Raw genomic sequence first — 20,867 nt, 5'->3', positions numbered from 1 at the left:
TGGTTTTGGCCGATTGTGGAGGGGAGGTGCCCGTGTTCAAGAAGGTGCTCATCGCCAACCGTGGCGAGATCGCCGTGCGCGTGAGCCGCGCACTCAAGGAACTCGGGGTGGGCAGTGTGGCCGTCTACTCGGAAGCCGACCGCCGCTCGCTCCATGTGCTGCATGCCGACGAAGCCTACCTGCTAGGTCCCCCGCCAGCCCGCGAAAGCTACCTCAACGTGGACAAGCTGCTGGAGATCGCGAAGCGCTGCGGCGCCGAAGCGGTGCACCCGGGCTATGGCTTTCTGGCGGAGAATGCCGACTTTTCGAAGGCGGTCCAGAAGGCCGGCATGGCCTTCATCGGCCCGTCCTGGGAGGCGATGAACGCGCTGGGCAACAAGCTGGCCGCGCGCCGCCTGGCCAGCAAGGCCGGGGTGCCCATGGTGCCCGGGCTGGAAAAGCCGCTGCGCAACTTGGAGGAGGCCCTCCACGAGGCGAAGCAGATCGGCTACCCGGTGCTGCTCAAGGCCTCCGCGGGCGGGGGCGGCAAGGGAATGCGCGTGGTGCGCGCCGAGGAGGAGATGGCCTCCGCGCTGGAGCTGACGCGCGGGGAAGCCAAGGCCGCCTTCTCCAGCGACGAGGTGTACCTCGAGAAGTACCTCGAGCGCCCGCGCCACGTGGAGATCCAGTTCCTGGCCGACCATCACGGCAGCGCCGTGTACCTGGGCGAGCGCGACTGCTCCGTGCAGCGCCGCCACCAGAAACTGATCGAGGAAACCCCCGCCCCCAACCTGCGCGACGAGGTGCGCCGGGCCATGGGCGATTGCGCCGTGCGCCTGGCGCTGCAGGCCGGCTACACCAACGCCGGCACCGCCGAGTTCATGGTGGACAAGGACCAGAACTTCTACTTCCTGGAGGTCAACGCGCGGCTGCAGGTGGAGCACCCCGTGACCGAGATGGTCACCGGGCTCGACCTGGTGAAGCTGCAGCTGTTCGTGGCCAGCGGGGGCAAGCTGCCGTTCGCGCAGGCGGACATCCAGCCGCGCGGCCACGCCATCGAGTGCCGCATCACCGCGGAGGACCCCGAGAAGAACTTCATGCCCTCCATCGGGAAGATCTCGAGATTCCGGCTGCCCAGCGGCCCGGGCCTGCGCAACGACGCGGGGGTGTACCCGGGCTCCGAGATCACGCTGTACTACGACTCCCTGGTGGGCAAGCTGATCGCGTGGGGCCGCGACCGCAACGAGGCGCGCCGCCGGATGCTGCGCGCGCTGCACGAGTACGTGATCGAGGGCGTGAAGACCTCGATCCCCTTCCACCGCTGGGCGCTGAACCACCCCGAGTTCGTGGAAGGCCGCTGCGACGTGGGCATGGTGGCCCAGTTCTACCATCCGCAGGCGGTGCAACCCACCGAGGAGGAGGAGGCGCTGGCGGTCCGCGCGGCGGCGCTGCACGCGATGCTGCACCCTTCCACGGGCGGGGCGCGCGTGGAGGCGGTGGCCGCGACGGGCGACGGGGTCGGCGGGGCCTGGAAGCGGGCCGGCCGGCCGGGGGCGGGAGGCCGGATATGAAGTACAGCGTGCGGATCGGGGAAAAGGAGCGCTGGGTGGAGTTCATCCCCGCGGGCAGCGGCTGGAAGGTGCTGCTGGACGGCGTGGAATCCTACATCGACTGCGCCGAGCTTTCGGCCGGCGCGTACTCCATCCTCACCGAGGGGCGCAGCCGCGAGGTGGCGGTGGACCGCGAGGGCGACCTGTTCCGGGTGCGGTTCGGCGGCGCCACCCACGAGATGACGGTGCTCGACGAGGTGCGCGCGCGCACCCGCAGGCCCGAGCGCAAGAAGGCCGTGACCGGCCCGGTGGCGCTCAAGGCCCCCATGCCGGGGCTCATCGTGGCGGTGAAGGTGGCCGCCGGCGACGAGGTGCAGGAAGGCCAGGCGCTGGTGGTGATGGAAGCGATGAAGATGCAGAACGAGCTGGGCGCGCCGGCCCCGGGGAAGGTGGACAAGATCCACGTGCAGGTGGGCCAGTCCGTGGACGGCGGCGCCAGCCTGATCACGCTCGCGCCGCCGGTGCCCGCGGAGGCGGCCCCGTGAGCGGAAAGGGCCACGGACCCGGAGGGGACATGCCCGCCGGAGGCAACCCAGCCCGAGACAAGTCCGCCGGGAAGCCCCGGGCCCTCCGCCACGAACGCTTCGAGACCTCCTCCGGCCTCGAGGTGCAGGGCACCTACCGCGCCGCGGACGTCGCGCCGGGGCTCCAGGAGCGCCTGGGCGATCCGGGCGCCTTCCCCTTCACCCGCGGCGTGCACGCGGACATGTACCGCGCGCGGCTGTGGACCATGCGGCAATACGCCGGCTTCGGCGATGCCGACGAGTCCAACCGCCGCTACCGCTACCTGCTGGAGCAGGGCCAGACCGGCCTCTCGGTGGCCTTCGACCTGCCCACCCAGATGGGCTACGACTCCGATTCCCCGCGCGCCGCCGGCGAGGTGGGCAAGGTCGGCGTCGCGGTGGCCACGCGCGCGGACATGGAGCGGCTCATGGAGGCCATCCCGCAGGAGACGGTGAGCGTGTCCATGACCATCAACGCCACCGCCTCGATCCTGCTCGCCTTCTACCTGGCGCTGGCGGAGAAGCGCGGGGTGGCCTTCGACCGGCTCAACGGCACGGTGCAGAACGACATCCTGAAGGAGTACGCCGCGCGCGGGACGTACATCTTCCCCCTCGCGCCCAGCATGCGGCTGACCACCGACCTGATCGCCTTCTGCTTCGAGAAGGTGCCCAGCTGGAACACCATCTCCATCTCCGGCTACCACATCCGCGAAGCCGGCTCCACCGCCGCGCAGGAGCTGGCGTTCACCCTGGGCAACGGCCTGGCCTACGTGCAGGCCGCGGTGGACGCGGGGCTCGACGTGGACGCCTTCGCGCCGCGGCTCAGCTTCTTCTTCAACTCGCACAACCTGTTCTTCGAGGAGGTGGCCAAGTTCCGCGCCGCGCGGCGCATGTGGGCGCGCTTCATGCGCGAGAGGTTCCACGCGAAGGGCCCGCGCTCCTGGCTGCTGCGCTTCCACACCCAGACCGCCGGCTCCACGCTCACCGCCCAGCAGCCGGAGAACAACGTGGTGCGCGTGACGCTGCAGGCACTGGCCGCGGCCCTGGGCGGAACGCAGTCGCTGCACACCAACTCCATGGACGAGGCCCTGTCCCTGCCCACGCAGATCGCGGTGCGCACCGCGCTGCGCACGCAGCAGATCATCGGCGAGGAGAGCGGCGTGGCCGACACCGCGGATCCGCTGGCGGGTTCGTATTTTGTGGAGCGGCTCACCGACGATCTGGAGGCCGCGGCCATGAAGATCCTGGACGAGGTCGGGAAGATGGGTGGCATGCCGCGCGCCATCGAGCAGGGCTGGGTGCAGCGCGAGATCCACCGCAGCGCCTACGCCGCGCAGCGGGCCATCGAGGATGGCCGGCTCACCGTGGTGGGCGTGAACAAGTACGCCGTGGAGGAGCCGGAGAAGATGCAGCCGTTCGCGCCCGACGAGGCCTCCGCGGCCCGCCAGTTGGAGCGGCTGCGCGAGTTCCGCGCCGCCCGCTCCGAGGCCTCCGCCGCGGCCGCACGCCGGGAGTTGGAGTCGGGAGCGAAGGGTGCGGGGAACCTGCTGCCACGCATCCTGGATTGCGTGAAGGCCGACGTCACCCTCGGCGAGATCAGCGACTCGCTGCGCTCGGTGTGGGGCGAGTACTCGGCGGTGAAGTCGCTGTAGGGCCGCGCCGGCGCGGGCTCCCGGCTTGCCGGGCCCGTCCCGCCGGCCACCACCACCTCTGGCCGCAACCGGAGGTTTGCGTGAAACTGCCGCGTTTGCCGGGGGCACACGGTGGTGCGCCCCTGCTGCTTGCGGGTCCGCGCGCGCGCGGCGCATTCGCGCGCGGGCTCCTCCGCCCGGAGATTCCCGTCGCACTCTCGCGCGGAGTCCTCGGCCCGGGAGTTCTCGCCGCGCTCGCGCGCGGAGTCCTCGGCCCGGGAGTTCTCGCCGCGCTCGCGCGCGGAGTCCTCGGCCCGGGAGTTCTCGCCGCGCTCGCCTTCGGCGCCGCCGCAGTCCAGGCCGGCGCGCCACCGGATCTCGCCCGCCACCCGATCGACCCGCCCGCCGCCCCCGGCAGTTCCGCGCCGTTCCTGTCGGCCGACACCGCGGGCACGGTCTGGCTCAGCTGGATCGAGCCCGCCGGGCGGGACGGGCACGCGCTGCGCTTCTCCCGCCTCGGCCCGGGCCGCCACTGGAGCGCCCCGGGCACCGTCCCGACCGGGGACTCGATGCTCGCGAACTGGGCCAACTCCCCCGCGGTGGTGCCGCTGGGGGGCGGCCGGCTGGCCGCCGCGTGGCCGCGGCTGCACGCGGCCGGCGGCGAGGCCGCGACGGTGCGCGTGGCGCTGTCCGGAAACGCGGGCCGCACGTGGACGACGCCGGTCACGCCCCACCGCGACGGCACCGCCACCGAGCACGGCTTCGTGTCGCTGCTACCCGAGGGCAACGGCGTGCGCGCGGTGTGGCTGGACGGCCGGAAGTTCGCGGCGGAGGCCGCGGGCGCGAAGGGCGCCGCCGGTCACGCGCACGGAGCCGACGAATCACCGGACGCCGAGATGACGCTGCGCACGGCCTGGATCGGCCCGAACGGTGCCGCCACCCCCGACGAGTCGCTGGACCCGCGCACCTGCGACTGCTGCCCCACGGCGGCGGTGAACACAGCGCGCGGCACCCTGGTGGCCTACCGCGACCGCAGCCCCGGGGAAGTCCGCGACATCTCGACGCTGCTCATGGACGGCGGCGGGCGGGCCGTGGAGGGCAAGGCAGGCAGGGCCATGGCGACAAGGGAAGGCCGCCTGCGCGACGACGGCTGGATGATCCGCGGCTGCCCGGTGAGCGGGCCCGCGCTGGCCGCGCACGGCAACTTCGTGGTGGCCTGCTGGTACACGGCGGCCGCGGACACGCCCCGGGTGCAGGTGGCATTCTCGGGCGACGGCGGCGCCACGTTCGGTCCGGCCGCGCGGGTCGACCAGGGTCACCCGCTGGGGCGGGTGGCCGTGGCCCTCACCCCGGGTGGGGACGCGATGGTGACCTGGATCGAGAAGGCCGCCAGCCCGGCCGGCGCGGCCGGGCTCATGGCGCTCCGGATCTCCCCGGACGGCACGCGCGGGGAGTCACGGGCCCTCGCGAGCGTGCCCAACGCGAGGCAGGCGGGCACGCCGCGACTCGTCGCGGGCCGCGACGGCCTGGTGCTGGCGTGGGTGGAACCGGGGACGCCCTCGAAGCTGCGCGCGCTCGCCTGGACCCCGTAGCACCTCCGCGGCGTCGGCCTGCGCCCGGGCCGGTCCGCGCCTGCGCCGGTCCACGCCCGCACCGGTCTGCGCCCGCGCCGATCCGCGCCCGCGCCGCGGGCCCCTACTCCCTCACGTACTCGTACTTCCCGCTCACCGGGCCGTTGAGCTTGCCGCTGACGATGGTCAGCGTCAGCTCGATCCGCTTCGAGTCGGCGTCGGGGACGAACTTGTAGATCATGGTGCCTTCGCCGGACTTGTTCGAGGACTCCAGCACGCCCCCCTCCCACGAATCGCGCCGCTCCAGGTGGCCCTCGTCGGGATTCTCCGAGGTGTAGGAGCCCTTCTCGGGAATCATGAAATGGTGGAGCTTGCCGTAGAGCAGCGTGAGCGTGTCGGCGTTGCCGGAAAGCACCAGCCGGAAGTCCGGCTCGGGGTCCAGGTACCGGTGCAGCTTGCCCTTGGCGATGGGCTTGGCCAGGAAGAACATCCCCTTGAGACCGCGGCTGATGGCGGTGTCGGGCTTCTGCGCGTGCGCGGGGTCCAGCTTCCAGCGGCCGGCCATGTCGCGCCAGCCGCCGGCTGCTGCGGCCGCGGGAAGGCCGAAACCCGCGACGAGGAAGGCGGCCGCGGTTGCCGCGACGCCGAGGGCAGCGCAGGACCGCCTGGCCGGCACCTAGGCCACCTTCTCCGAGTCCGACTTCTCCTCCGAGGGGCCGCCGGCCCAGCGCTTCAGGCCGGCACCGACGCGGTTGGTGAAGTCGTCCAGGAACGTGTACACCACCGGCACCACCAGCAGCGTGAGCAGCGTGGAGGTGATCAGCCCGCCGATCACGGCATGCGCCATGGGGGCGCGGAACTCCGCGCCCGCGCCCAGCGCCAGCGCGGTGGGCAGCATGCCGAAGATCATCGCCAGCGTGGTCATCACGATGGGACGCAGCCGCGTCTCCCCGGCGTCGATCAGCGCCCGCTTGCGGTCCAGCCCGCGGCGGCGCGCCTGGTTGGCGAAGTCCACCAATAGGATCGCGTTCTTGGTCACCAGGCCCATCAGCATGATGATCCCCACCATGGACATCATGTTGAACGTCCCGCGCGTGCTCATGAGCGCCAGCGTGACCCCCACCAGCGAAAGTGGCAGGGACAGCATGATGGCCAGGGGCTGCGTGAAGCTGCCGAACTGGCTGGCCAGGATCAGGTAGATGAACACGATCGCCAGCATCAGCGACTCGGTCATGTACTTCACGGTCTCGACGAAGTCCTCCTGCTCGCCGCCGAAGTCGAAGCGGTAGCCGGGCGGCAGTTTCACCTTCTTCAGGCGCTCCTGCACGTCGCGCACCACGTCGGTGAGCGGGCGGTTCTCGTAGTTGCCCTCGATCATCGCCACCCGTTCGAGATCCTGTCGGCGGATCAGGTCGGGCGCGCCGGTGCGGCGCAGGGTGGCCACCTGGGCCAGCGGCACCGTCACGGGGCGGCCGGTCAGCGGGTCCACCGTGCCGGTGGAGATGGGCACGCGCGCGATGTCGGCCTGCGACTGGCGCGCCTCGGGCGCCAGCCGCACGCGCACGTCGTGCGCCAGTCCGGTGGCGTCCTCCCAGTCGCCGGCCTTCTCGCCCGCCATCAGGGGCCGCAGCGCCGAGCTCACCGCGCCCACCGACAGCCCCACGTCCGCGGCCGCGTCGCGGTTGACCTCCACCTCCCACTGCGGCTTGCGGCCCTCGAGGCTGGACTTGAGCTCCACCAGGCCCGGGACGCCACGCAGCGCGGCGATGGACTTGTCGGACTGCCGCTGCAGCTCCTCGAGATTCGGGCCGCGCAGGTTGATCTGGATCGGCGCCTGCGCGCCGCCGAAGCCCAGTTGCATCACCCGCGCGGTCACCCCGGGGAAGCGGGTCAACTGCCTGCGCAGCAGCTGGTCGAACTTCTCCTGGCTCAGCACGCGGCGGTTCTTGGGCACCATCTTGACGTAGATCTGTCCCTTGCTCACGGAGTTGTCGTTCTGCCCGCCGCCCAGGGTGGTGTAGGCGAACGCCACCTCCGGGCGGGTCTTGAGCCAGCGCACGATCTCCATGGCCTTGGAGGAAGTGTACGCCAGCGACGAGCCCACCGGCGTCTCCAGGGTGATGGACGTCTCCTCCTCGTCCGACTTGGGCATGAACTGCCCGCCCACCAGGCCCACCGCCGGCAGCGCGATGGAGATCACGAAGGAGGCGGCCGCGATGGTCATGGTGAGCGCGCGGTGATCCAGCGCCCAGGAGATCAGGCGGCGGTAACGCTTGCCCATGTTCTCGAAGCCGCGGTTGAACTTCTGCAGCCGCTTGCCCAGCATGCCGGTCTGCTCGTGGCCCTCGGCCTGCGGGTCGTACCACTTCGACGACAACATCGGGTCGAGCGTGAACGAGACGAACAGGCTCACCAGCACCGCGAACGCCACGGTGATGCCGAACTGGTAGAAGAAGCGGCCCACGATGCCGCCCATGAAGGCCACCGGCACGAATACCGCCACGATGCACATGGAGGTGGCCAGCACCGCCAGCCCGATCTCACTGGTGCCGCGGCGCGCCGCCGTCTCGTGGTCCTCGCCGCGCTCCAGATGCCGGACGATGTTCTCCCGCACCACGATGGCGTCGTCGATCAGGATCCCGATGGCCAGCGACAGCGCCATGAGGGTCATCATGTTCAGCGTGAAGCCGAAGAAGTACACCGCCAGGAACGAGGCGATCACCGACACCGGCAGCGTGAGCCCGGTGATCACGGTGGACCGCCACGAGTTCAGGAACACGAACACCACCAGGATGGTCAGGAGCGCGCCCTGCCACAGGGTGGTCTGCACGTCCTCCACCGAGTTGCGGATCCAGACGGAGTTGTCGCGGATCACCGCCACCTTCACGCCGCCGGGCAGCGACTTGTTGAGCTCGCCGGCAGCCTTCTTCACCTCGTCGGCGATCTGGACGGTGTTGCCGCCCGAGACCTTGCGCACCTCCACCGCCACGGCGCGCTGGCCGTCCACGTAGGCGACGTCGCGCTCCTCCTCCTGCGCGTCCTCCACGCGGGCCACCTGCGAGAGCCGCACCGGCACCCCGCCCCGCGAAGTCACCACCAGGTCGTTGAACTGCGACGGCTCCTTGAGCCGGCCCTTCACCCGGACCATGTCCTCGGTGTTGCCGCGCTCCACGCGGCCGGCGGGCACGTCGGCGTTCTCGCGCTGCAGCGCCGCGATGACCATATCCGGCGAGATGCCCAGGGCCTGCATCCGGTCAGGCAGCATCAGCACGTGGATCTCGCGGCGCATGCCGCCCACCACGTCCACGCCGCTCACGCCGGGGATGTTCTCGAAACGCCGGCTCACCGTCTCCTCGGCCAGCCGGGTCAGCTCGCGCAGCCGCCACCCTTCGCCCTTGACCGAAAGGCTCATGATGGGCTCGGACTGGATGTCGAAACGCGACACCACCGGCGGGTCGATGTCCCGCGGCAGCTCCTGGCGCAGGCCATCCACCTTGGCGCGCACGTCGGCCAGCGCGTCCATGGCCTTGGTGCCCAGGCGGAACTGGATGTAGATCACCGAGAGGCCCTCGGAGGAGCGCGACATGATCCTCTTCACGCCCTGCACCGAGTTGACCTGCTCTTCGACCTTCCGGGTGACCTCGCGCTCCACCGCCTCGGGGCTGGCCCCCGGGTACGTGGTGGTGATGCCCACGAACGGGAACTCCACGTCCGGCCACTGGTCGATGTTGAGGCGCCCGTAGGAGAAGAGCCCCAGCACCACCAGCGCCAGGATCATCATGGTGGCGAAGACGGGCCGCTTGATGGAGATGTCGCTCAGAAGCATGTCAGGCCCCCTTCCCCGACACCTGCACCGCCTGGCCGGGGATGAGGCCCTCCACCGGTCCCACCACGGCGGCCTCGCCACCCCGCAGCCCGGAGCGGATCTCGACCAGGTCGCGGGACTCGTCGGCCAGGCCGGGCTCCACGTCGCGCCGCGCGATCCGGCCGCCCTCGACCACCCACACGTAGCTCTTGCCGGCAGGGTCGCGGCGCAGGCCGGCGCGCGGCACGCACAGCACCGCACCCGCCGAGGCGGTGACGATGCGGCCGGAGGCGAACAGCCCGCCCACCAGCTTTCCGCCGGGGTTGGCCACTTCCACGTACACGCGCACCTGGCGGGTGGCGGGATCGGCGCTGGCGTTGACGCGCGCCACGCGCCCGCTCACCTCGCCCTCGGGGTAGCCCGAGACGTTGAGGCCCACCGGCGCGCCCACGTGGACGCGGGAGATGTGCTCGCTGGGCACCGTGGCCTCGAATTCCAGCCGCGCGGTGTTCACCACCTGGAACATCGGCACGCCGTCCTTCACCCGGTCGCCGGACTGTACGAAACGGGCCGCCACCACGCCGTCCACCGGGGAGCGCACGGTGGCCTCGTCGAGCGACTTGCGCGCCGCCGCCGCGGCGCTCTCGGCGGCGCGATGGGCCGCCTCGGCGCCCTCCAGGTCGCGCTCGGAAACCGCGCCCTCCTTGAGCAGGTTCCGCATCCGCTCGTGGTCGGCGCGGGCCATCTTGAGCTGCGCCTCGGCGCTGGCCGCCGCGGGGGCCAGCGCGGAGGCGTGGAAGCGCGCCAGCACCTGGCCGCGGCGCACCGCCTCGCCCTCGCGGACCAGCACCTGGTCAATCAGCTCGGGGAACGGCGAGTTGATCTGCACGTCCACCAGCGGCTTGAGGTTTCCCGAGATCGGCACGCCCGATTCCAAGTCCGCGCGGCCCACCGTGGCCACGTCCCGCTCGCCCAGGATGGCGGCTTCCGTGCCGCCGTTCTCTCCCGCCTTGCTGCTTTTCCCGGCACACGAGGCCAGCAGCAGGACCAGGGTACCGCCCGCCGCCGCCAGGGCCACCGCCACACCCGCACGTCGCATGATTCGCCGCATCGCTACTGCCCTTCCTCGCCGGTCTTGTCCTCAAGGGACTCCAGGGATCTCCACACCACGGCCACGGGACGGCCCAGCGCGCGTTCCAGTTGCGCCAGCGCCACCAGGTAATCCCGCGTCACCTGCACCTGCTGCATCTGCGCGGTCTGCATCTGCAGCCGCGCGTCGGAAACATCCAGTTGGGTGGCCATGCCGCTCCCGTAGCGGATGCCGGCCAATTCGTGCGCCCGGCGCGCCCAGCGCACCGCCTCGCGGCGGGCCGCCAGCGCGCTGCGTGCGTGCTCCAGCTCCAGCCGCGCCTGCTCCACCTCGATGCGCACGCTCTCGCGCAGCCGGTCGCGCTCGGCCTCCGCCTCCTGCACCTGCGCCCGCGCGCGCTCCGCCGCGCCCTCGGTGCGGAAGCCCAGGAACAGCGGGAAGCTCAGCTTCACGCTGGCGCTCCAGTTGCGCTTGAAGTCCCCGGTCGAGGAGGGCGCCACCGACTGCGGGAACGCCAGGTTCGACAGCGTCGCCGAGGCCGAGAGCTCCGGCCAGCGGCCGGCGATCGCCGCGCGCACCGCCTGCTCCTGCACCGTCACGTTCTCCCCGGCGGCCACCAGCGCGGGCCGGGTCTCGAAGCCCAGGCTGTCCGGGGCAGGCACCGGGACGGAGGCGCTGTCGGGCTCCAGCGCGGTGGTCAGCTCCAGCGGCTGCGCCGCGGGCACGTTGGTCAGCCGCTTCAACTCCAGCAGCGCCAGGTCGAAGGTGTTGCGCGCGCTCACCACGGGCGGCTCCTGGTTGGCCGCGTCCACCTGGGCGCGCAGCAGGTCGTACTCGGAGCGCGTGCCCTGCTTGCGGAACATGCGCACCTGCTTCAGCTGCTCGCGCGCCAGCGTCAGCCCGCCCTCGGCGATCGCCAGCACCCGGCGCGCCAGGGCGGCGTCCAGGTAGGCGCGCTTCACCTGGAACGTGACTTCCGAGGCGGACTCCCGCTCGTTCTCGCGGGCGGCGTGCCGGTAGGACCGCGCCGCCTTGATGCCCGCGCCCACCTTGCCGCCGGCAAACAACAGCTGTTCGGCGTGCAACTCGGCATTCCAGCTGTTGGCGGCGCCGAAGGGCGAGTTCTTGAACAAGTTGGTGATTCCGGTGTCGGCCCCGGCGTCCGCGTAGATGGACTGCAGCTGGCGCGTGTAGGTCAGCGAGCCGGTGAGCTGCGGAAACGCCCCCGAGGCCGCCTCCCGCACCCGGCCGCCGGCCTCGCGCACCCGCGCCCGGGCGGCCCGCATCTCCTCGCCCTGCTCCAGCGCCCGCCGCACAGCCTCCTCCAGCGTGAGGCGGAGCGCACCGGCGGATCCGGCCGGCGTGCCGGGCGTTGGGGCGGTCGCCCCAGCCGCGAATGCGGAGCCCCCGGCCGCGAACGCGGGCGCGGCAACAGGCGCAGCCTGTGCCGCGGCTGCGTTCGCGGCACGCGAAGAAGCCAAGTCCGCATTTGCGGCAGGCGATAGAGCCGTCAGCGCGAAGATCACCGCGGCCAGAACCGGAAGACTCGAACGCCTCATGCTCCCCACCTCCTCCTCAGACCGCCAGTCCGTCGAACACCAGGTCCAGCCGCTGCCGCAGTTCCTCCAGCAGCGACGGACTCTGCGAGGGGCACACATCCGGTCCGCATGCCCAGGTATAGACCGTCGCGAAGTACACCCCGGTGAGCACCGCTTCCGCGCGCAGCGGATCCATGTCGGAGCGCATCTCGCCGGCTTCGATGCCCCGGGTGAGGATCTGCGCGGTCATGTCGTGCCAGCGCATCGCCGACTCCTCGGCCGGTGAGAATGCCCGCGACATCAGCTCCACGAGGATGAAACGCGACAGCTCGCGGTCCTCGCTGTACGCCGCCGCCGCGGTGCCGTAGATGCGGTGCAGCTTCTCGCGCACCGGCAGGTCCCCGGCCAGCACCGCACCCAGGTTGGCCTCCACCTCCTCCAGCTGCCGGTCGGAGAAGTAGCCCAGGACGGAGTCCTTCCGGGGGAAGTAGTTGAAGAAAGTGCCCTTGGCCACGTCGGAACGCTCGGTGATGTCGTCGATGGTGGTGGCCTCGAAGCCCTTCTCGCGGAAGAGGTCCACGGCGGCCCTGAAGATGCGCTGGCGGGTTTCGTCCTTCTTGCGCTCGCGCCGGGAAACGTCTGGAATCGTCACGGTAGTGCTCCTGAACTAAGTTCAACTATGGACCATGGTCATATTTCGAGTTGGATCATAAATGACTGAGGTCACTTTGTCAACAAGCTCTACGAGGGGTGTGGGACCGAAGTTTCAGGGGTTTGGACCAGGGGACCAGCCGGACAGGCCGGGGACCAAAATCCGGGATACGCGCAAAATAGAGAAGAAAATTCAGTATCGCACCTGCAGGGGGTCGACAAGAGGGCCGCAGAATATTAGTGTACGGGGGGTTGTGGGATGTCGGGGCCATGCGCCCCGCAACGGGAGGATCGCCGCCGTGAGAGACGCAGTCGCCCTGCTGTGGCCGGAGCTGGATTGGATCCAGGACCACCAGCTCCGGGAGAAGACCCTGCAGACCTGGATCAAGGCCTTCGAGTTCAGTCCCCTCAAGCCCGCCGACCTGCACGCGATTCCGTTCACCCTGCTGGTCCCGAACTGCCCGGTCACCTTCATGGAGCACAAGCGCTGCGTGGTGCACATCGCGCGCAAGTCCGCGGAAGCGATGCAGGAGTTCCTGGGCCGCGCCCTGAAGATCGACATGGACACGGTGATCGCCGGGGCCATCCTGGCCGACGTGGGCAAGGTGATGGAGTACGAGGTGGTGAACGGCAAGGCGAAGCAGAGCGAGCGCGGCGAGTTCGTGCGGCACCCCTTCACCGGCGTGGGCGTGGCCATGATGTGCGGCGTGCCCGACGCGGTGTGCCACATCATCGCCACGCACGCCGGCGAGGGCGACCTGGTGAAGCGCAGCACCGAGGGCTTCATCGTGCACCATGCCGACTTCATGAGCTTTCTGCCCTTCAAGGACCCCAGGAACCTGAAGAAATGACGAGGAGACGATGAGCGCCACCACGGAAGCCGCCGCCAAGAAGGAGACCATCACCGCCGTCATGGCCCGCTGGGCCGCCGGCCTGGAGTTCGCCCACATCCCGCAGGAGTCGGTGTACCAGGCCAAGCGCTACCTGCTGGATTCCGCGGGGTGCGCCCTGGGCGGCTACCGCCAGGACGACACGAAGATCGCGCTCGAGACGCTGGGCGAGCTCGCGGGCACCGGCCCGGCCACCGTCATCGGCACCGGCCAGCGGGTGGACCCGGTGAGCGCCGCGCTCGCCAACGCGCTCATGATCCGCGTGATGGACTACAACGACATCTACTGGCAGGCCGACCCCTCCCACCCCACCGACATCATCCCCGCCGCCATCGCCGGCTGCGAGCGCGCGAAGAGCGACGGCCGCGAGCTGATCGTGGGCATCGTGCTGGGCCACGAGTTCGAGATGCGCCTGTGCGAGGCGGGCGTGCCCGGCGTGCGCGAGTACGGCTGGCACCACGCCACGCTGACCGGGTTCGTCTCCCCCATCGTCGCGGGCCGCGCCATCCGGCTCCCGTGGGAGAAGATCCAGCACGCCATCGGCATCTCCGGCTGCCACTGCTGCTCGCTGGGAGCGGTCACCGCCGGCAAGCTGACCATGATGAAGAACACCGTGGACCCCATGGCCACGCAGCAGGGCGTGTTCGCGGCGCTGCTGGCCGAGCGCGGCTACACCGGCCCCGAGCACGTGATCGACGGCAAGGAGGGGCTGGTCAAGGTGTTCGGGCACGAGTGGAAGCTGGAGGTGCTCACCGACGGACTGGGCACCGACTGGCGGATCCCGCGCTGCGGCATGAAGGCCTTCCCCACCGAGGCGCTCACGCACGCGCCCATCTCCGCCACGCTGGAGATCGTCAAGGAGCACGACCTGAAGCCCGAGCAGGTGGCGAAGGTGCACATCCGCTCCCTGGCGCGCGCGGCCGACATCCTGAGCGATCCCAGCAAGTACGACCCGCGCAACAAGGAGACCGCCGACCACTCGCTGCCCTACGTCATCGCCGCGGCGGTGGCGGAGCGCCAGGTGACGCCGCTCCAGTTCACGGACGCCAAGATCATGGACCCGGTGATCCGCGCGCAGCTGAAGAAGGTGGAAGTGGTGGCCGATCCCGAGGTGGAGAAGCTGTTCCCGAAGCTGCAGCGGGTGATCGTGACCATCCACACCACCGACGGGAAGCAGTACACGCGCCAGCTCGACTATCCCAAGGGCGATCCGCGCAACCCGCTCACCGACTCCGAGATCGAGGAGAAGTTCGACGCGCTGGCCGGGCCGGTGATGACCGACGGCGCGCGCAGAAAGCTCAAGGACGCCATCTGGAGCCTGGAGAAGTGCGGTTCCGTCGCCGAGCTGATGGCCCTGATGAAGGCCGACCGGTAGGCCGGCGCGGGAGGGGTGGCGAGGACATGGGCCAGACATTCGCCGAGAAGATCTGCCAGGCCCACCTGGCGGAAGGTCCGGACCGGCCGCTGCGCGCGGGCGACTTCGTGTCGCTGCGCCCGCGGCACATCATGACCCACGACAACACGTCGGCGGTGATGAAGAAGTTCAAGAGCATCGGCGCGCCTCGCATCCGGGACGCGAGACAGCCGGTGTTCGCGCTGGACCACGACATCCAGAACACCGCCGAGGACAATCTCAGGAAGTACCGCTCCATCGAGGCCTTCGCGAAGGAGCACGGGGTGGACTTCTACCCCGCGGGCACCGGCATCGGCCACCAGCTCATCGTGGAAAAGGGCTACGCCGTGCCGGGCGCGCTGGTGGTGGCATCCGACTCGCACTCCAACACCTACGGCGCGCTGGGCGCGCTGGGCACGCCGGTGGTGCGCACCGACGCCGCCGCGGTGTGGGCCACCGGGGAGTTCTGGTGGCAGATCCCGCGCACGGTGCAGGTGCGCCTCGAAGGGAAGCTGCCGCCGGGCGTGGCCGGCAAGGACGTGATCATCACGCTGTGCGGCCTGTACAACCGCGAGGAGGTGCTCAACGCGGTGGTGGAGTTCGCCGGCCCGGGCGTGGCCAGCCTCTCCATGGACGAGCGCCTGGCCATCGCCAACATGAGCACCGAGTGGGGCGCGCTGGCCGGGGTGTTCCCGGTGGACGCCACCACGATCGCGTACCTGGAAGGCCGCCACGCGCTGCTCAAGGCGCAGGGGGTGGAGCGGTTCACCGCGGCGGACATCGCCGGGTGGAAGCGCAACCCGCCGGCCGCCGACGCGGATGCCGCCTACGCCGCGCGCATCACGCTGGACCTGGCCGAGGTCACGCCGCACGTCTCCGGGCCCGACACGGTGCAGGTGATGGCGGCGCTGGCCGACGTGGCGCCGAAGAAGGTGGCGATCCACAAGGCCTACCTGATCTCGTGCACCAACTCGCGCCTCTCGGACCTGGAGGCCGCGGCGAAGGTGATCCGCGGGAAGAAGGTGGCCGCGGGCGTGAAGTTCTACGTGGCCGCCGCCAGCGCCGAGGTGCAGGCGGCCGCCGAGAAGAGCGGCGCGTGGGGCACGCTGATGGAGGCCGGGGCCACCGCGCTGCCGGCGAGCTGCGGACCGTGCATCGGCCTGGGCACCGGCCTGCTGGAGGCCGGCGAGGTGGGAATTTCCGCCACCAACCGGAATTTCAAGGGCCGCATGGGCTCGCGCGACGCCCAGTGCTACCTGGCCAGCCCCGAGGTGGTGGCCGCCTCCGCGGCCGCCGGGTTCATCACCGGCGCCGCCGACGCGCCGCGCCGGGCCCTCACCCGCCGCTACGAGGCACTGGCCGCGCCGGCCTCCGGCACGGCCGAGGCCGTGGAGATCCTGCCCGGCTTCCCGGAGAAGCTCTCCGGCCGGCTGGTCTTCGCCCCGCAGGACAACCTCAACACCGACGGCATCTACGGGAAGGACTACACCTACCGCGAGGACATGACCCGCGAAATGATGGCCGAGGTCGTGATGCAGAACTACGACCCCGACTTCGCCAGGAACGCGCGCGCGGGCGACATCCTGGTGGGCGGGTTCAACTTCGGCACCGGCTCCAGCCGCGAGCAGGCCGTGACCGCGCTGCAGGCGAAGGACATCCCGCTGGTGATCGCGGGCAGCTTCTCGCAGACCTACCTGCGCAACGCGTTCAACAACGGCTTCCTGTGCGTGGAGACCCCGGAACTGGTGCGCACCCTGAAGGAAGCCTTCCAGGCCGGGATCGCCGCGAAACAGAAGACGCTGATACCCGGCGATCCGCTGGACATCGACTTCAAGACCGGCGTGATCACCTGGCGCGGCAGGCCCTTCCGGTTCCCGCCGCTGGGCAGCGTGCCGCAGGGGCTGGTGGTGGCCGGCGGCGTGGAGAACCTGGTCCGGAGCAAGATGAAGTAGGTCAGGCATTCAAGCCTGGCGGGAGTTCAGGATCGAGCCGCAGGCCAGGCATGCACGCCTGACCTGCCTGCAAAGTCGCCGGCGGGCACGCGAGCCCGCCCCATGCGGGGAGGATGAGGAGATGGCGCGTCACACGGTGGTCACCATGCCCGGGGACGGCATCGGCAAGACGGTGCTGCCCGAGGCGGTGCGGGTGCTGCAGAAGGTCGGATTCGACGCCGAGTACGTCCACGCGGACATCGGCTGGGACTGCTGGGTGAACGAGGGCAACGCGCTCCCGGAACGCACCATCGAGCTGCTGAAGAAGCACCGGCTGGGGCTGTTCGGAGCCATCACCTCGAAGCCCAGGAAGGCCTCGGAGGCGGAGCTGAAGCCCGAACTGCAGGGCAAGGGCCTCACCTACTTCAGCCCCATCGTGGGCATGCGGCAGAAGTTCAACCTCGACATATGCCTGCGCCCCTGCATCGCCTTCGGCGGCAACCCGCTCAACTTCATCCGCAAGACCGCCGGCGGCGGCTTCGAGGAGCCGCCGGTGAACGCGGTGATCTTCCGCCAGAACACCGAGGGGCTGTACGCGGGCGTGGAGTGGAGCGACCCGCCGGCCGCGGTGCGCGAGGCCCTGGGCTCGCACAAGAAGTTCGCCCCGTTCAAGGACGTGCCGGGCAAGGACCTGGCCATCGCCATCCGCTGCATCACCCGCAAGGCCAGCGAGCGCATCGTGCGCGCGGCATTCGAGTACGCGAAGAGGCACGGGTACAAGATCGTGACCGTGTGCGAGAAGCCCAACGTGCTGCGCGAGACTTCGGGGCTGATCGAGGAAGTGGCCAAGGGCATGGCGCCGGAGTATCCCGGCATCAAGCTCAGCACCGACAACATCGACGCCATGATGATGTGGCTCACCAAGAACCCCGAACACTACGGCGTGGTGGTGGCCAGCAACCTGTTCGGCGACATCGTCTCCGACGCGTTCGCCGGCCTGGTGGGCGGGCTGGGCTTCGCCTCCTCCGCCAACATCGGCGACGAGGTGGCGGTGTTCGAGCCCACGCATGGCTCCGCACCCAAGTACCAGGAGCTGAATCCGTCCATCGTGAACCCCATCGCCATGATCCTCTCCGCCGCGCTGATGCTCGACCACGTGGGCGAGGAGGCCCGCGCGAAGAAGGTGCGCGACGCCGTGGCGGCGGTGGTGAAGGAGGGCAAGGTGCGCACCTACGACATGATGCGCCTGCCCGGAGGCGCGGAGGCGCTCACGAAGGGCGCCGCCTCCACCCGGCAGCTGACCGACGCGATCCTGGCGCACTTGTAGGGCAGGCATTCATGCCTGCCAAAGATCCGCTCGTACCCCGGCAGGCATGAGTGCTTGCCCTACCTCCTCACGGACAGGGGGCCGACGCATGAAACCCACGAAGACCCGCAAGGGTGCAGGCCGCGTTCGCCGGGATCCGCCGACGGCCGCGGGCGGCGCGGCCGTCCGCTGCGGCGAGGCCGGCCGCATGGGCGAATCGGTCCGCTCCGACCTGCACGTCACGATCGAGCCGCGCCCGAGCGGCGGGATCGAGATCGAGCTGCGATCCAAGGTGGAGGTCTACTACGGCGAGAACATCCGCCGGCAGGCCACCGCCACGCTCGGGCAACTCGGTGTGGCCCACGCGAAGGTGGTCCTCCGCGACGCCGGCGCGCTGCCGTGGACCATTGATGCGCGCCTGGAGGCCGCCGCACGCCGCGCGGGACTGGGCGCCGGCAGGCGTGCGCTGCCCACCGCAGTGGCGCGGCCCGGGCCGGGCGCGCGCGACCGCCTGCGCCGCTCGCGTCTCTACCTTCCGGGCAACGAGCCCAAGTTCATGGCCAACGCCGGGCTGTACCACGCCGACGCCGTGATCCTGGACCTCGAGGACTCGGTGCACCCCGCGGAGAAGGACGCCGCACGGGTGCTGGTGCGCAACGCGCTCCGCGCCGTGGACTTCGGCCCCGGCGAGCGCATGGTGCGCATCAACCAGCTCCCCCTGGGACTCGAGGACCTGGACGAGGTGATCCCCGAGCAGCCGGACCTGGTCCTGATCCCCAAGGTGGAGTCCGCGAAACAGGTGGAGGCGGTGGACCGCCGCATCCGCGCCATCCGGAAGCGTGACGGCCTGAAGCGCCCCGTCTGGCTGATGCCCATCCTGGAGTCCGCGCTGGGCATCGAGCACGCGTTCGGAATCGCCACCGCATCCGACCTGGTGGTGGCACTCACCATCGGCCTCGAGGACTACACCGCCGACATGGGGGTGGTGAAGACGCGGGAGGGTGAGGAGAGTCGCTGGGCGCGCCTGCGGATGCTGAACGCAGCGAGGGCCGCGGGCCTGCAGGCCATCGACTCGGTGTACGGCGACATCGGCGACCTGGACGGCCTGCGCGCGTGGGCCGGGTCCGCCCGCGCCCTCGGCTTCGAGGGCATGGGCTGCGTGCACCCGCGCCAGATTGACGTCATCCACCAGGCCTTCGCGCCCACGCCGGCCGAGATCGAGAAGGCGCTGCGCATCGTGGCGGCTTTCGAGGACGCACAAGCGAAGGGCCTGGGAGTGATCAGCCTCGGTTCCAAGATGATCGACCCGCCGGTGGTGAACCGCGCCCTCAAGCTGGTGAAACAGGCGCGCGCCATGGGCCTCGCACCCGGGGCGGAGGTGAAGAAGTGAGCGCGAAGCAGATGGACCTGGTGCGCAACGCCGCCGGCCGGCTGGTCCCCGCGGTGGTGAACGGGCACGCGCAGGCGCCCTTTGCGGGGGTCGGCGGGCACGCCGCCACCGGCCGCAAGGCCGCCCCGCCGGTCCGCCGCGCCACCGACTATCCGGACGACGGTGACAAGCGGGTGAAGGACCTCGCCACCGCGCTGAAGAAGTGCGGCCTGAAGAGCGGCATGACCATCTCCAACCACCATCACCTGCGCAACGGCGACATCGTGGCGCTGCAGGCCCTGCAGGCCGCCGCCAAGCTCGGGGTGAAGGACCTCCTGTGGTTCCCGTCCGCCTCGTTCCCCTGCCAGGCTCCGGTGATCGAGCTGATGGAGAAGGGCGTGGTGCACCACATCGAGGGCAGCATGAACGGCCCGCTGGGCGACTACTGCACCCAGGGCCGCATGCGCGGACTGGGCGTGCTGCGCTCCCATGGCGGCCGTTTCCAGGCCATCCAGGACGGCGAGGTGCACGTGGACGTCGCGGTGATCGCCGCGCCCACGGCGGACCCCTTCGGCAACGCCGACGGATCGCACGGCCGCTCCGCGTGCGGCTCGCTGGGCTTCGCGCTGGCCGACTCCATGTACGCCGACCGGGTGATCGTGGTCACCGACAACCTGGTGCCGTTCCCGTGCATTCCCTGGCAGATCCAGGGCAACCACGTGGACTACGTGGTGGAGGTGCCGTCCATCGGCGATCCCTCGAAGATCGTGAGCGGCACCACCGAGATCACGAAGAGTCCCGACCGGCTGCTCATCGCCGAGTACATCGCGCGGTTCGTGCGCGAGTCCGGCATCATGAAGAACGGGTTCTCGTTCCAGGCCGGCAGCGGCGGCATCGCGCTGGCGTTCGTGGCCTACCTCAGGGACATGATGCGCGCCGCCGGGGTGAAGGCCCGCTTCGTGCGCGGCGGCTCGACGAAGTACCTGGTGGAGCTGCTGCAGGAGGGCCTGACCGACTACATCCTGGACGGCCAGACCTTCGACCTGGACGCGGTGAAGTCCATCGCCTCCGACCCGCGCCACGTGGCCACCAGCCCGTTCACCTCCTACAACGACCACGGCAAGGGCAACTTCGCGCAAATGGTGGACGTGGCGGTGCTGGGCGCCACGGAAGTGGACGTGAACTTCAACGCCAACGTGGTGACCCACTCCGACGGCCGGCTGCTGCACGGCATCGGCGGATGGCAGAACTGCCTGCACGGGGGCTGCTCCATCCTGGCCGTTCCCAGCTTCCGCGACCGCATCCCGGTGATCGTGGACAAGGTCACCACGCTGACCGGCCCGGGCGACCTCGTTGACGTGATCGTCACCGAGCGGGGCATCGCCATCAACCCGCTGCGCACGGACCTGCTGGACGCCACCCGGGGCTCGGGCCTGCCCATCAAGCCCATCCGCCAGCTCAAGAAGGAGATCGAGGCCATCTGCGGCGGGCCGCCGGCTCGCCCAAGGCTCACGAAGCAACCCGTGGCGGTGGTGAAGTGGGTGGACGGGACGGTTCTGGACACGGTGTGGGGGGTGGAGAAGTAGGCGCGACGGGCGCG

At 70.4% G+C, this 20,867-nt stretch carries 15 protein-coding genes; 10 read left to right on the top strand and 5 right to left on the bottom strand.

Features of this window, described 5'->3' with window-relative positions:
* The first annotated feature begins 32 nt into the window (after positions 1 to 32).
* The 4 genes from HZB25_07695 to HZB25_07680 all read left to right on the top strand — a co-directional run bounded on the left by HZB25_07695 (position 33) and on the right by HZB25_07680 (position 5,315).
* Positions 33 to 1,550 (top strand): acetyl-CoA carboxylase biotin carboxylase subunit, encoded by a 1,518-nt coding sequence (locus HZB25_07695; protein MBI5837112.1) that lies wholly within the window; start codon positions 33 to 35, stop codon positions 1,548 to 1,550.
* Complete coding sequence (locus tag HZB25_07690) at positions 1,547 to 2,074, top strand: biotin/lipoyl-binding protein (protein ID MBI5837111.1); 528 nt, start codon at positions 1,547 to 1,549, stop codon at positions 2,072 to 2,074. The genes HZB25_07695 and HZB25_07690 overlap by 4 nt, the downstream gene beginning before the upstream one ends.
* 29 nt (positions 2,075 to 2,103) lie before the next feature.
* Positions 2,104 to 3,744, top strand: a complete 1,641-nt coding sequence (locus HZB25_07685) for a methylmalonyl-CoA mutase (GenBank protein ID MBI5837110.1) — start codon at positions 2,104 to 2,106, stop codon at positions 3,742 to 3,744.
* 80 nt (positions 3,745 to 3,824) lie between these two features.
* The gene (locus tag HZB25_07680; protein MBI5837109.1) at positions 3,825 to 5,315 is read left to right on the top strand and encodes a hypothetical protein; all 1,491 of its coding nucleotides are present in this window, start codon (positions 3,825 to 3,827) and stop codon (positions 5,313 to 5,315) included.
* Positions 5,316 to 5,418: 103 nt separating this feature from the next.
* On the opposite strand, the gene HZB25_07675 is transcribed toward HZB25_07680, so the two are convergent.
* From HZB25_07675 to HZB25_07655, 5 genes are all read right to left on the bottom strand, one after another.
* On the bottom strand, positions 5,419 to 5,970 hold the full coding sequence (locus tag HZB25_07675) for a hypothetical protein (protein ID MBI5837108.1): 552 nt from the start codon (positions 5,968 to 5,970) through the stop codon (positions 5,419 to 5,421).
* Complete coding sequence (locus HZB25_07670; protein ID MBI5837107.1) at positions 5,971 to 9,120, bottom strand: efflux RND transporter permease subunit; 3,150 nt, start codon at positions 9,118 to 9,120, stop codon at positions 5,971 to 5,973.
* A gap of 1 nt (position 9,121) precedes the next feature.
* Complete coding sequence (locus tag HZB25_07665) at positions 9,122 to 10,198, bottom strand: efflux RND transporter periplasmic adaptor subunit (protein ID MBI5837106.1); 1,077 nt, start codon at positions 10,196 to 10,198, stop codon at positions 9,122 to 9,124.
* Between the two features lie 14 nt (positions 10,199 to 10,212).
* Complete coding sequence (locus HZB25_07660; GenBank protein ID MBI5837105.1) at positions 10,213 to 11,505, bottom strand: TolC family protein; 1,293 nt, start codon at positions 11,503 to 11,505, stop codon at positions 10,213 to 10,215.
* A gap of 259 nt (positions 11,506 to 11,764) precedes the next feature.
* A complete protein-coding gene (locus HZB25_07655) occupies positions 11,765 to 12,379 on the bottom strand; it encodes a TetR/AcrR family transcriptional regulator (GenBank protein MBI5837104.1) in 615 nt (204 codons plus the stop codon).
* Positions 12,380 to 12,440: 61 nt separating this feature from the next.
* Here HZB25_07655 and HZB25_07650 point away from each other — a divergent pair, with 61 nt between their 5' ends.
* The 6 genes from HZB25_07650 to HZB25_07625 all read left to right on the top strand — a co-directional run bounded on the left by HZB25_07650 (position 12,441) and on the right by HZB25_07625 (position 20,853).
* On the top strand, positions 12,441 to 13,229 hold the full coding sequence (locus HZB25_07650; protein MBI5837103.1) for an HDIG domain-containing protein: 789 nt from the start codon (positions 12,441 to 12,443) through the stop codon (positions 13,227 to 13,229).
* A gap of 10 nt (positions 13,230 to 13,239) precedes the next feature.
* Positions 13,240 to 14,643, top strand: a complete 1,404-nt coding sequence (locus HZB25_07645) for an MmgE/PrpD family protein (protein MBI5837102.1) — start codon at positions 13,240 to 13,242, stop codon at positions 14,641 to 14,643.
* 26 nt (positions 14,644 to 14,669) lie between these two features.
* Positions 14,670 to 16,613: a homoaconitase gene (gene lysF, locus HZB25_07640; protein MBI5837101.1), complete on the top strand. Its 1,944-nt coding sequence runs from the start codon at positions 14,670 to 14,672 to the stop codon at positions 16,611 to 16,613.
* Positions 16,614 to 16,734: 121 nt separating this feature from the next.
* Positions 16,735 to 17,919, top strand: a complete 1,185-nt coding sequence (locus HZB25_07635) for an isocitrate/isopropylmalate dehydrogenase family protein (protein MBI5837100.1) — start codon at positions 16,735 to 16,737, stop codon at positions 17,917 to 17,919.
* A 187-nt stretch (positions 17,920 to 18,106) separates the two neighbouring features.
* Positions 18,107 to 19,288, top strand: coding sequence for a citrate lyase ACP (locus HZB25_07630; GenBank protein MBI5837099.1), 1,182 nt, complete (start codon positions 18,107 to 18,109; stop codon positions 19,286 to 19,288).
* Positions 19,289 to 19,299: 11 nt separating this feature from the next.
* A complete protein-coding gene (locus HZB25_07625) occupies positions 19,300 to 20,853 on the top strand; it encodes a citrate lyase subunit alpha (GenBank protein MBI5837098.1) in 1,554 nt (517 codons plus the stop codon).
* Positions 20,854 to 20,867: the final 14 nt, after the last annotated feature.

Source organism: Candidatus Eisenbacteria bacterium, from assembly GCA_016235265.1.
In the GTDB taxonomy this organism is placed as follows: domain Bacteria; phylum Eisenbacteria; class RBG-16-71-46; order RBG-16-71-46; family JACRLI01; genus JACRLI01.
This window is presented reverse-complemented; position numbering and strand designations above follow the sequence as displayed.

Coding starts and splice junctions, on each gene's coding strand:
- HZB25_07690 (MBI5837111.1), top strand. CDS start 1,547: ATGAAGTACAGCGTGCGGATCGGGGAAAAGGAGCGCTGGGTGGAGTTC.
- HZB25_07685 (MBI5837110.1), top strand. CDS start 2,104: ATGCCCGCCGGAGGCAACCCAGCCCGAGACAAGTCCGCCGGGAAGCCC.
- HZB25_07670 (MBI5837107.1), bottom strand. CDS start 9,120: ATGCTTCTGAGCGACATCTCCATCAAGCGGCCCGTCTTCGCCACCATG.
- HZB25_07665 (MBI5837106.1), bottom strand. CDS start 10,198: ATGCGACGTGCGGGTGTGGCGGTGGCCCTGGCGGCGGCGGGCGGTACC.
- HZB25_07650 (MBI5837103.1), top strand. CDS start 12,441: ATGACTGAGGTCACTTTGTCAACAAGCTCTACGAGGGGTGTGGGACCG.
- HZB25_07645 (MBI5837102.1), top strand. CDS start 13,240: ATGAGCGCCACCACGGAAGCCGCCGCCAAGAAGGAGACCATCACCGCC.
- lysF (MBI5837101.1), top strand. CDS start 14,670: ATGGGCCAGACATTCGCCGAGAAGATCTGCCAGGCCCACCTGGCGGAA.
- HZB25_07635 (MBI5837100.1), top strand. CDS start 16,735: ATGGCGCGTCACACGGTGGTCACCATGCCCGGGGACGGCATCGGCAAG.
- HZB25_07630 (MBI5837099.1), top strand. CDS start 18,107: ATGGGCGAATCGGTCCGCTCCGACCTGCACGTCACGATCGAGCCGCGC.
- HZB25_07625 (MBI5837098.1), top strand. CDS start 19,300: ATGGACCTGGTGCGCAACGCCGCCGGCCGGCTGGTCCCCGCGGTGGTG.